5 protein-coding genes are annotated in these 12,786 nt (G+C 45.5%); 1 reads left to right on the forward strand and 4 read right to left on the reverse strand.

What is annotated here, in order from left to right; translation table 11 throughout:
* Positions 1-338: 338 nt before the first annotated feature.
* The 4 genes from QUA57_RS17405 to QUA57_RS17420 form a co-directional block, all read right to left on the reverse strand.
* Positions 339-8,309, reverse strand: a complete 7,971-nt coding sequence (locus QUA57_RS17405) for a DUF4347 domain-containing protein (protein WP_333251227.1) — start codon at positions 8,307-8,309, stop codon at positions 339-341.
* A gap of 332 nt (positions 8,310-8,641) precedes the next feature.
* A complete protein-coding gene (locus QUA57_RS17410; RefSeq protein WP_333062545.1) occupies positions 8,642-9,520 on the reverse strand; it encodes an inositol monophosphatase family protein in 879 nt (292 codons plus the stop codon).
* Positions 9,521-9,618: 98 nt separating this feature from the next.
* Positions 9,619-10,743: a cupin-like domain-containing protein gene (locus QUA57_RS17415; protein ID WP_333062543.1), complete on the reverse strand. Its 1,125-nt coding sequence runs from the start codon at positions 10,741-10,743 to the stop codon at positions 9,619-9,621.
* 232 nt (positions 10,744-10,975) lie between these two features.
* Positions 10,976-11,833 (reverse strand): PfkB family carbohydrate kinase, encoded by an 858-nt coding sequence (locus QUA57_RS17420; RefSeq protein ID WP_333062542.1) that lies wholly within the window; start codon positions 11,831-11,833, stop codon positions 10,976-10,978.
* 49 nt (positions 11,834-11,882) lie between these two features.
* On the opposite strand from QUA57_RS17420, the gene rsmI reads away from it, so the two are divergent.
* A complete protein-coding gene (gene rsmI / locus QUA57_RS17425; RefSeq protein WP_333062541.1) occupies positions 11,883-12,734 on the forward strand; it encodes a 16S rRNA (cytidine(1402)-2'-O)-methyltransferase in 852 nt (283 codons plus the stop codon).
* Positions 12,735-12,786: the final 52 nt, after the last annotated feature.

Raw genomic sequence — 12,786 nt, forward strand, 5'->3', positions numbered from 1 at the left:
AAATTTATTAAGTAATATTACGGATGAGCCAGCGCGAGGTTGCTCACATAACACAAAAGCCGTTCAATAGCAAGTGTGATTAGACTGAAATATTAAGATCGGGATTTTTGATAGATATCTGCGATCCGGTTCCGCCCTTCGTTTCAACCCCTGGCGGACTTTCGGGCAAGGGTGGGGGCGGGTTTACGAGATAATTGGTTTTAGGCAATTATTTTTGGTAAAACCCGCCCCTAAAACTTATTCGTTACCATCTTTACGGGCGATTCCCTACGGGATAGCTTCGCTTGACGTACTTACTTCTAACTCCGATAGAATAAGTGCTTGAACCCATACCTTTCTTAAATCAATCCGAAATTAACGGCACTGATACTGCTAGCAGAAACACCACTGAGAGAAGCTAAAATCTCCCCTGTTTGTGGAAACCGGATTAAAGTTGCACCGCTATCTTCGACAATTGCCAATTGCGAGAAACTCAGCCCGTTACCCAAGACTAACAAGTCTTGACCCAGTTCAAAGTCAGCAACAGTATCAGTACCGGAATAGGTAGAGAGTAAGAATTTATCATTGCCTACATCCCCTACTAAGGTATCATCCCCCAAATCGCCACTGAGGAAATCGTTACCCTGACCTCCTAGGAGAATATCATTGCCTTGACCGCCGTAGAGGGTATCGTCACTCTTTTCACCAATTACGATGTCTTCACCTCGATTACCAGAAAGGAAGTCACTGCTGGCACCACCAGTCAAAGTATCAAAACCCTTTCCGCCGTAAAGCGTATCGTCCCCAATTCCACCATCTGTTAAGTCGTTCCCCTGATTGCCATTCATCCAATCATTGCCATCAAGGCTAAACAGCAAGTCATTTCCTTTTTTACCGCGCAATATATCATCGCTAGCGCTGCCCGTCAGGGTATCATCGCCATCCGTGCTGTCGCTAGTATTTTCCCCATCTTTAACTAATTCAATACCGCTGCTGGGGAAGGGTTCTTCGGGCGTAGATGGTGCGCTAGAGTCATCAGTATCTAAGGTATTGCGGACTGTTGGGTTGTTAGCTGTCGCCGACTGAATTTTGGTATTTAGAGATGGACCAGTATTTTCGGAAATCGCCGACTGAATCGTTTTATTTCCGGCTGCGACTTGCAGTAAATCTTGGGCTACTTCTCCTTGTGCAACTTTTTGTATGCGGGCGATTTCTGTCGCGGCATCTGAGGGCGAGAAATTGCTGGATGCGATCGCACTAATTCGCTGATTTCCCTCGGCAATAATTTGGGCAGCCTCCGAAGCAATACTAGATACTTGCGGTACTTGCAGTTGACTCGTCGCCGACTCAATCATCGCCTGCAATTGCGTTGAATTGCTTAAATCGACAGTGCCAGATTTAATTTGATTGGCAATGGTAGAAATTACGCGATTGGCAATCTCATTTTTTGCGGTATTTGAAGCACCGCTAATTAAATCAGTTATCAAAACAATGGTATTTTGCACCTGAGCGTGGGCTGCATAAACCGCCAAAGCGTTCGGGTCGTTTTGAGTAATTGCCTGTAGGGGATCGTAGCTAGTCAAGTCAATTCCTGACGACACTCCCAGTGCAGATTTAACCTGAATTTGCGCCTGATTAGGGTCAGTACCTTGCTCGATCAACTCGGTCAATAGGGTAGTTAACGGAGTGACAACAATAGCATCAGGTGTGGCAAAGAGGGGGGTTTGCTGTGGCAAATAAGTAGAAGTATCGATGCCATCGGTAAGGACAATTTTGCCTTCATTTTGTTCGATATCACCACTGTTATTTTTGTCGAAATCGTCAAGAGAGACATCTAAGTCAAAGCTGCCATCGGCGTTAGTAATGGTGAAGGGTTCGTTATCATCTCGGATACCGTTAAAGTTGCCATCAAAGAAAACAGTAGCCCCGGCCATGTAACCGTCAATTGCTCTCCCCCTAGTGCTAGCACTCGGCCCCAAACTAAAGTTAGCTAACTCAAATGTGGCCAAGTTATTATCGTAGACTGTTGTGTAATCAAATCCGCAAGGATAAGGTATCTTGATTTCAGGGGTGATCTTTTTGCGACCCCAGGGCGTCCAAACTTTTACTGCTGGAATGGTTTTCTCACAGAATTTGACTGAAATTACCTTAGCTTCAGCACCCAAGAAAGCATTAACTTGTCCTGTGACATCAAACAGTACGGAGGGTTGGCTGATGCGCGAAGTGATTTCCGATGTTCGGATTTTTCCGTCGCCGCCTTGTTTGGGCTGGAATTCTCCAATATCTATCAAATCGATACCGACTTTTCCTTGAATTCCACCTTTGACATAACCCTCGACAATTTTCGCATCTATCCCTGCACCCACCGCAATACTAGCGTCAAGACTGAGTTCGTCAACATCTGGCCCTGTACCGTCAGCATTTTCGCGATCGCTCACATAAAACCCATTCAAAATTTGGTCAGCAGAGTCCGCAGCAAAATTCGAGTTTTTCCACTCATTTAATCCGTAGGTATCGTACCCAAATCCTAGATGAGCTGAAGCACTAAAATTTCCTTCCAGTAAACCCTCAATCGGCCCCCATATCGGAAATTTTTGCTCGATATTAAAGTCAAATCCCAGTTTGGGCATCTGATAGCTGAAGACCGGAACATCCGGTTTACCTATCAGCAATTGAATCGCGGTTTCTGGTTTCGTCAATAGTGGCAAATCAAAGCCATCAATATCTTGTAAAGCATTTAAGAAGTCCTTGATATTGGCGCTTGTTTTGGAGTTAATTTGTTGGTTAGCCGTTTGCTGTACAGTATTTGTTGGAACTGGTAAAGCATTCTGAAGATTAGCACTTTGGTCGGCAACATCTATATTACCCAGAGTGTAGGAACCCAAGTCGATTTTATCTGGAGAATTTGCTATTTGGTTTGCCAAATGCACAACTTTATCAACCTTCGCAACCGCCTCTAAAAACCTAGTATCGATATCGCGACCAGAGATTTTTGCTGCCAGTTCTAGTACACTGACTATGCCATCCCCATTTTTATCAAACGGCTCCGCTAGACCGATTTGAGACAGTAACTGGGTGTCGGCATTGAGGAAGTTGATAACTGGTCGAAATGGTTTAATGACATCGGAAATTTTACCGATAATTGGTTTGGCAAAATTATTGACAAATGTTCCCAAATCTAGTTGCATATTGTTAAATGCAACTGTGGGCTTTTGCGGCCCGGTGAATTGACCGTTAGCGTAATTTAAAATGGGCCAATCCACTGCTAAGTCGAAGTTATAGGAGGGGAAGGCAGCATTGCCGTTGATGCTGGTTTTTGCTGTGAGACCGAGATTAGCCTCGCTGCTTAAGCTGGCGTTGAATAAGTCTTGAAACTGATAGTTGCCTTGCAGTTCTGGCAAGGTGAGGCGAGATCCATCATTGGGGCCGCCGAGATTATCTAAGTCATTGAGCTTGACTTCGAGGTTGGCATCGACTTTAGTAGGGTTGTTGGTATCGTTTGCCAGGTCAACTTGGAAAAAACCTAAGTTGCCTTTAGCCTTAAATTGGTCATCTAGGTTCAAGTCAATGTTGGCGGTTAACTTGGTTTTGTCAGTATCTATGTAGCAGCCCAAATCTTTACTAACACCAACTCCTAAGGACAAGTTGTAGTTGTATTTTGATTTGGCTTTTCCATCTACATCTAAGCTTAAGGCTGGTACTCCTAAATTTTGCGATAGATTGAGATATGGAAACTGATATTGCTTGCCAAGAGTAATTAGCAAGGTACTTTCATCAGCACTGGAATTCTCAGTTAAAGCAACATTGAAGTCAGATCCCAGTGTAGTGCGGAGGCTACTTTCTAACTGACTCAGACTTTGAGTTCCATAATTTTTAATCGTATCGACTAACTTAGTCTTGAAGTCGCCAATAAAATCTGGGGAAATGTCCTTGAGGGGGCCGACAATCGGCAGGTTAACTGCCTGTAATTGGTCGTCAAGAATTTTCTCAAGTTTATCCAATCCAGCTTCTACGCCGCACCAATTCTTCTGTGTGTCGATGGTACCACCAAGCGTTGGCGGTGTCGGTGTCGGCGGTTCTGGTGTCGGTGTCGGCGGTTCTGGTGTCGGTGTCGGCGGTTCTGGTGTCGGTGTCGGCGGTTCTGGTGTCGGTGTCGGCGTTGGCGGTGTCGGCGTCGGCGGTTCTGGTGTCGGTGTCGGCGTTGGCGGTGTCGGTGTCGGCGGTTCTGGTGTCGGTGTCGGCGTTGGCGGTGTCGGCGTCGGCGGTTCGGGTGTCGGCGTCGGCGGTTCTGGTGTCGGCGTCGGCGGTTCTGGTGTCGGCGTGGGTGTAGTGTCGTTATCCCCGATCGCCACCGTCACCCCTGGAACCACAACCGCATTATACTTAGCATCAGTGCTAGTCACACTGTGAGTAAGATTAGCGCTGTGTCCCCCTTCCACAATCGTATCGTCAACAGCCTGCACTGTAACTGTTTGAGCGACATTCCAATTATCCGCAGTGAAAGTCACAGGGGCGATCGCCTGAATCTGCTCGCCTGTTGTGAGAGTGATCGTAACAGGGGCGATCGGCTGCGACATTAATTCGATCTCATAACTGCCATTCGCACCGCCTTCTGTAGCAGTTGTTTGCGTGGGAGTAATAGAAATACCAGCGGTATCATTGTCTTTATTGGTAATGCTAACATCCGCTACATCTCGGTTGTTATAATTCACATCTGTACTAACAGCAGCCGCCGTGACTATTTTGTAGTCAATATCGCCGTCAGCACTGCTATCCTCAACCCCTGTTACTGTCACCGGCTGCGGTATATTCCAATTAGCCGGAGTGAATGTTAAACTATTAGTCGAAACAGTTCCCTCGGCAACATTATCCGTGTTCAAACCGATAGTCACATCAGCGATCGGCTGAGTATTTAGAACCACAGAAAAGTTAGCCTTGGTGCCATCTTCCCCAGTAATTAATCCCGCCGTCGGATTAATTGTAATTCCCGGAGTGTCATCGTCACTGTTGGTGACAGTGACATCATCAGGATCGAGGCTATTGTAATTAGCATCGGTACTCACAGCAGCAGCCGTGACAATTTTGTAAGCTTGAGGGCCATCAGCTACCAAATCGTTAACACCACTCACCGTTATTGTTTGCGGTTCATTGTAGTTAGCGGGAGTGAAAGTTAAGCTATCAGTCGAAACAGTTCCCTCTGCTGGGTTGGAACTCCTCAAACCGATGGTAACGTTAGCAGTTGGTTGAGAATCGAGTTTGACTGTGAAATCTGCCTTTCCGCCAGCTTCTGTTGTTGATATTTCTTTTGGACTGACAGTGAAACCGGCAGCATCATCATTAGTAATAGTTGTGGTGGCAGTAGCAGTGGCAATTGTCGGTGTAGAATCTAATTTCGAGGGATTGGACAGCGTAACCTCAAGGGTTTCATTGGTTTCGATCGCAGCATCGCCTAAAACATCCAGAGTAATGGTTTTCGATGTCTCGCCCGCGGCAAAATTAATCGTACCAGTCGCAGCAGTTGCACCGGATGTGCCGCCGATGTTGTTGTAATCGCTGGCGTTTGTAGCAGTACCTGCGATCGCATAATCTATCGTGCTCGCCAAATCAGTGCAACCGCTGCGGGTAACAGTAAAAGTGGCAGCAGTTTTGCCGGAGTTTCCTTCTGTAACGGTTGCAACACCAGCAGTAATCGCGTAGTCGATCGGATTAAGCAGAATTGTCACCTTGCTAGCACCCGATCCGATGCGATCGCTATATGCGGAAATGACCCTGTTAAATCCGGCGTAAATCTCGGAATTGACTGGCCCCGTAGCATCAACTTGACCGTTGAGGGCGTAAAGATACGGCGAAGTCAAGCTATTTTTTAGCCCATTTTTGTTATCCCACGCCAGTTGTTCGTTACTGACTTCTAACTCGACACTCGAAGCGTTAGTCACAAAGTTAGGCACATTTCCTGGGGTAAGTTCTCCGCCAGGAGGTGTATTGTAGTCATTGCCGAAAACGCTCATATTGCCGTTAACAATGTTCATCTCGGCATCGCGGCTTTGAGTGCTGCCATCCCCTCCATAGCCGTCGTTTGACCCAGAGTCACCCAGATTTACCGTCCATCCTGACGGGGCTTTGTCGTATTCAACGATAAATTTCGCTTTCTTGATCTTGCCGTCAAAATTGATTTTAGCTACGGCTTCTAACCAACTGTCGCCGTCTGAGTCTTCCGGGGTATTTACTAGAGAAATAAACTGGTTTGGCCCACCAGTAATTGTGCCTGTTTTGAGGTCTATTTGATACGGAATCAGGCTTGAAACAGTACCGTTGGCTTGAATAGTTAATGTGGTTTGAGCGGTTGTATCGGCTATGCCACCTGTAATTGTGTCAAAGTTGAGGATTGCGGTTTCATCGTTTTCAGGGAGATTGTCAGCTTTGATAGTAACTGCAACATTCTGGGTGAGTTCCACACCTGTCGCACCTGCGGGAAATGTAATCGATGTAGGGGAAATGGTGTAGTCAGAATTTTCGGTGGCTGTGCTAGTGGGGTCGATCGCAATTGGTACAATGACATCAGCAAAAGGAGTCCCGCCGCTGAGAGTAACGGGAATATTAACTACTGTATCTGTGCTTCCTTCTATACCGCTGTAAGCAGCCGCACCGAAATTAACTGTATTGCGTGTATTCAGCAGAATAGAGACATCTTTAGAGGTAAAGTTCGGCGTCGCTAAATCCAACTGGCCGTCAGCATTAAAATCTGCCGCAGCGATCGAACGGGGAACATTTCCTACACTAAAATTGACTGCTGTACCAAAACTGCCAGTACCCTCCCCCAACAAAACTGAGACATTGTTATCTCCACCGTTAGACGCGGCTAAATCGAGTTTGCCGTCGCCATTAAAGTCGCCCGCAATTACAGATTCGAGAGATGAGCCGACACTAAAGTTGGTAGCAGTACCAAAATTACCCGTACCATCCCCCAACAAGACTGAAACGTTGTTAGAACCAGTGTTCGATACGGCGAGATCGAGTTTGCTGTCGCCATTAAAGTCGCCTGTAACGACAAAGTGATTCCCCGTCCCCGCACTAAAGTTAACGGGGGCGCTAAAGTTCCCCGTACCATCTCCTAACAAAACTGAGATATTGTTAGTGGCGCTATTGTTCGATGTGACTAAATCGAGTTTGCCATCGCTGTTAAAGTCGGCTGTGGCAATAGTAAGAGATGCTCCTGTATTAATGGTAGCGGGAGTGCTAAAGCTACCAGTACCGTCTCCCAAAAGAATTGAAAGGTTGTTACCACTCAAAGGGGCTGTGGCTAAATCTAACCTGCTATCTCCATTAAAGTCGCCCGCAGCGATTGATCGAGGATTTATCCCTGGACCGAAGTTGGTAGGATTGCCAAAAGTGCCAGTACCTGTCCCCAGCCGGATGGAAACGAAATCGCCGTTAGCGTCACTGAGAGGATTGGCTACAGCTAAATCGAGGTTGCCGTCTCCATTAAAGTCGCGCACTGCACTGAAAAAGGGAATCTCGTTGCCGGGGTTAAATAAGTTGGTAGCAGTACCAAAGCTACCCGTACCTGTCCCCAACAATATGGAAATATCTCTGGAGTTGAGGTTGATCACGGCTAAGTCGGGGAAACCGTCGCCGTTAAAGTCGCCCGTATTAATCGAAAAAGGAGTTGCCGTCGGTGCAAGGCCCGCACTAAAGTTAGTAGCCGTACTGAAGCTGGAGAGAACGTGGCTGTAAGCCGCCAGCACTTCTGGCCGAAATGCTAAAGGTGTTGCAATTTTCCCTGATGTTACTTCTAGGAACCAGTCGCCGCCTTTTGCTGCACTTCCGGTGAGGTTTTGCGAAGCAGCAACCGACGCGCCGGTTAACTCACTCAGGCGTTTTATAAATGCTTTACCTGTCTCGCCTGCTGCTACGTTGCACCCGTACAAAAGAATGTGAGGTCGATTGTTGGGGATTGAGTCGGTTCGTGGCGAAAACCACTGCTGTAGATCATGCCGATCGCACTCTATATCATCTAAACTCAAGCTACCGTCGGCCAGTTGCAAGCTGCCTGAACTGCCGTGAGAAACTATGTGAATGCTGTCAATATTGGTACGAGCGCGTAAAATATCAGTAATTTGGTCGATCGCATCCCGGTTCCCATCCAAAACAACTACTTCCGTACCCGGTGTTACTCCGGCAATCAAACTTTGATAATCTTCAACTTGAGTGTCGATAAAGGCGATCGACCTTACTGAAACTGGAATATTTAAATTTGGCATAATCCACCTGACTGCGGTTTCAAAAAAATACAAAAATTCCGCTATTTCGTGACTGGCGTCCGAAACCATCTATCAATTTTTATTTATACAGACACACCCTTTATCCGTAAAAACCCGGCGAGTCCTCATCTTTTGTCCTAAAAATAACAGTTTTTTTACGGAATATATGTAAATTTTTCTTAAAAAATACCTAATTAATTAAAAGTTTGATAAAAATACGGAAAATACTTAAGTATTATTACTGTAAAAAATGCTAGGTTGAGTTACCACAAATATTTAGGAAACGTAAGTGCAATTGTACAGAAATTTCAAACTCAGCAATTTTGATACATATTTTAGGGTGCGTCAGCAATTAGTCGTGCAGAAAATACAGTCTTCTAACGCACCTACTAAACTTTTTACTACCGCAAGCTCCCATCTATCCCCGCTAAAATCTGCTCGGCTTGCCCGCACAAAGCAGCGTGACAGCAACCGTTACTCGCCAACAATCCCCCCCACTGACTCACATCTCCCCGGTTATATTGCAAAGTAGAACCGTCAAAACGAGTAAATTGACCGCCGGCTTCAGTCAAAATTAATTCCGGTGCCGCTAAATCCCAATCTTTCGGTGCAGACTTTCCCGAAAGAGCAATATAAACATCAGCCTTTTGTTCGACAATTGTCGCAATTTTACAGCCGATACTACCGACAGCTAGTTGATTTTGACAAGGTAGTTTTTGTAACAATTGATTAAAGCGATCGCCCCGGTGACTGCGGCTAGTTACTATAGATAAATCTGCCACTATATTTCGCGCCGAAACCTGCAATTTGACTGCTGAACCGTCCCGACTTTCCATAAAAGCGCCAGCATTTTGCACCGCGTAATAAATCTTTTGCTGCTGGGGCCAAGCCACAACGGCCAATACCGGTCTTCCCTCGAATGCTAAAGCAATATGTACTGCAAATTCCCCTGTCCTGTCAATAAAATCTCGCGTTCCATCCAAAGGGTCAATAATCCAAACCCAACTTTGGGGTAAGGGAACTTTGCCATAAGTTTCTAAATAAGATTTGTAAGTTTCTTCGCTGAGATAGCCAAATTCTGCATTCCCTAAAGCCGACTGCAATTCGTCGAGAATGTAAGAATTGACTGCGACATCGGCGGCGGTGACGGGGCCATCTTTTTTTTCTTGGATGTCGAGGTTAGGAGTGTTGGAATCCTGGCGATAATAGGATTGTAGGATATCTGATGCACTCCAGGCGATCGATCGGGCAATGTCGCTGATTTCTTCGAGAGTTTTCATGAATTTCTTTGTTGTGAACCGCAGATGAACGCCGATTAACGCAGATTTCTGTAGGGGCGGTGCCCCCGTGCCCGCCCCTGGAAACCATACATTAGCAATTACCAATTAATATGAGGATATTTCCATTCATAATAATTGGGAAATACAAAATTAGTAAACGAAACCGAAATACTAACCTCCAATGATTTTACATGATGCCACCAACCGACAGGAATAAAGATAGCCTCTCCCGGTTCCAAAATTACTTCAATAATTTTCGCATCTCTGTAAAGCGGGTATTTGTCATAATCGGGATTTTCGCCGTCCACCTTGCTGAAAACTCCGACGTGATTGTAAAGCAGAGGGGTTTGTTGCGGAGAAATCAATTTAATTAGTTTGCGACCAGACACTTGAGCTAAAATTAAATTAACTGGGTCATGGTGCAGCGGTGTAATCGTGCCTTTCGGGCCGAACCAAAAGAAAACTCTGCCTTTTGTGTCCGTTGGATTTAGGTATTCGGGGAAAATTTCAATGTCGTCGAATAGGGATTTAAATTCCTCTCTTTCCAGAGTTTTGTTATTAGCAACCATGTAGTAGTCGTTGCTAGGCCCGCCCTTGACTACCATCTCTACATATTTGCGGAACAAAACAATTTTTTTGTGATTTTCTATCTTAATTTCGTAATTCGGGTCTGAGTTGCGGTTAGCTTGAATTTGTACCTCTGCATCGCCATATTTTTGCTGCAAATACTCCGGCGTCCACAACTGCAACGCTTTCCAGTTGTGCATAATATTGGTAATAATTACTGGAGTATTTTTTGCGTAGTAATTTTCGAGAAAATACTCTCTAGAAAGGCTGCTTTTGCGTTCGATTGTGCCAAACTTGGAAGACAATGCAGCTAATTGATTGCTAATCCTGAGATGCGATTCTAATTTCTGCAATAACTGCACGTACTGACTGCCTGCTTGAAAGTAGGGATGAGATGATATTTCCCTAACTTCTGCGGTGGCTGTTTCCGCATCTATGCCGGTACTTATTAGTGCTTGAATGATTTCTGCATCGGGTTGATTTAATAATTTGTTAGCCGCCACCCACTGTTTCATATTGTCGGGAAGTTCTTGTTTGCTTGGGGTGAGTAGATTGGGCAAGTTTTGTGTCAGCCATTCTAGGTTAACTTGCTGTTGTTCTGTGAGGGTAATCCGCAAAGGGGGAAGGGTGATACTTAGAGGCTGGGTGTCAGGCATGATTAGGGTATGTTGTTTTGGAAGTGTTTTGTGTGACTTTCACTTGTCTTACTAATATAGCAATTTTGCTAACGAACCGCGAAGGCGCTAAGGGCGCGAAGAAAGAGAAGAGGGAAGTTCACAAATTTTGTCGAGGTTGCTGTCAGGATTTTAACTCAACAAGTGTTGCCAGTTCAAGTTTTCTAGCTTTGAGCGCTTTTAACCGGATAGTTTGGTTAAGTTTAATTTTAAATTAAGCCTTATTCATCCAGGCGCGGGTTCCGAAGTTTTTGCAGGAATGGGAAGCGATTTTAGCCGCTGCGGTGAGAGTATCGATAAAGTAGTTTTGCAATATGTAGTGACAGAAAGCCCCGTGAAAGATGTCGCCAGCGCCTAAAGTATCTGTGGCTTGAATTTGAGGTACTTCTACAGTGCCATAACTGCCATTGCTGAGGTATAAAATAGATTTTTCGCCGCGAGTGATGGCAATATGGGAAATTCCGGATGCTGAGAGATAAGCAAAGACTTGTTCTGAATTGTCGCAGTCTGGCGGATGAAAGTTATCGGAACATACGGCCCATTCTATAAAAGGCAATATTTCCTCTAATCCGGGTTTCCAACTGCCACCGTCGAGGACAATGGGAATGTTTTTTGACTTGGCAAGTTGAGCAATTTCTTTGCTGGCTGCGATTTGATGTCCGTCAACCAGTACAATACTAACTGATGTTAAAATATCCGGGTTAATTGTTTGACTGTCAACTTGCGATTTCGTAGCATTGATGGAAATTACCGATCGATCGCCCGTTGCTTCAGTTACAATAATCGAGGACACTGGCGGCGAGTGCGATCGCCCGGGTTCCAAATCAATTATCCTGACATTATACTCCCCTAAGTCTGCACGAATTAATTGGGCGATCGCGTGAGTACCCAAAACGCCAGCCCATACCGCCGCATTCCCCAAAAAGCTAAAAGTGACCGCAGCATTTGCCGCCGGCCCGCCCGCAGCAATGGTACAATCAGAAGCAACAACTTTCTGATTTTCACCCGGAGGCTTCCCGGCCAAATAAACTAAATCTAAAGTCGCCAATCCCAAAAACAATCCAGTTTTCATATCTGCGTTAATCCGCGTTCATCTGCGGTTAAAAAATCCCAATCTTAAAATGCAAGCAAATCCCACTACAGGAACACTTTACATCGTAGGAACCCCGATAGGCAACCTCGAAGACATGACATTCCGCGCCATCCGAATCTTGCAAACAGTAGACTTAATCGCCGCCGAAGATACCCGCCATACAGGCAAACTTTTGCAACATTTTCAAATCCAAACCCCCCAAATCAGCTATCACGAACACAACCAACACCAACGAGTTCCCGAACTCATCAACAAACTACTTTTAGGCAAAGATATCGCCCTCGTCACCGATGCCGGAATGCCGGGAATTTCTGACCCCGGATACGAGTTAGTCAAAGCTTGCGCCCATGCTAATATTAACATCATTCCGATTCCCGGGCCGACTGCCTGCATAGTTGGCATAACTGCATCAGGATTACCCACAGAAAGATTTGTATTTGAAGGTTTCTTACCCGTGAAAGGTCAAGAACGACAACAAAGTTTAGAAGCTTTGCAAATAGAATCACGCACTATAATATTATACGAATCTCCCCACAGATTGCGGCAAACTTTACAAGATTTAGCAAATACTTTGGGAAGCGACAGACAGATTGTGCTGGCGAGAGAGTTAACTAAAATGCACGAAGAGTTTTGGCGTGGTAGTATGGAAAGTGCGATCGAGCTTTACACCAATCGCGAACCGCAGGGAGAATTTACCCTCGTAATTGCCGGCATCCAAACAGCCGCACCAATATTTTCCGAAGACGCCATTAAAGCAGAATTACAAACATTAATTGCAGAAGGAATAAGTCGTTCCCAAGCCAGCCGCCAACTAGCGCAACAAACATCCCTCCCCCGCCGCCAAATCTACCAAATCGCCCTCACAATAGGCGACAGTTAATGATTATAATAGAAGGAATGCACGACACCGATTTTGACACGCATACACGGAT

It is taken from the genome of Microcoleus sp. Pol7_B2 (assembly GCF_036701035.1).
In the GTDB taxonomy this organism is placed as follows: Bacteria; Cyanobacteriota; Cyanobacteriia; order Cyanobacteriales; family Microcoleaceae; genus Microcoleus.

Excerpts from the sequence above, each read along its gene's own strand:
- QUA57_RS17415 (WP_333062543.1), bottom strand. The coding sequence starts at position 10,743 with ATGCCTGACACCCAGCCTCTAAGTATCACCCTTCCCCCTTTGCGGATT.
- QUA57_RS17410 (WP_333062545.1), bottom strand. The coding sequence starts at position 9,520 with ATGAAAACTCTCGAAGAAATCAGCGACATTGCCCGATCGATCGCCTGG.
- QUA57_RS17405 (WP_333251227.1), bottom strand. The coding sequence starts at position 8,309 with ATGGTTTCGGACGCCAGTCACGAAATAGCGGAATTTTTGTATTTTTTT.
- rsmI (WP_333062541.1), top strand. The coding sequence starts at position 11,883 with ATGCAAGCAAATCCCACTACAGGAACACTTTACATCGTAGGAACCCCG.
- QUA57_RS17420 (WP_333062542.1), bottom strand. The coding sequence starts at position 11,833 with ATGAAAACTGGATTGTTTTTGGGATTGGCGACTTTAGATTTAGTTTAT.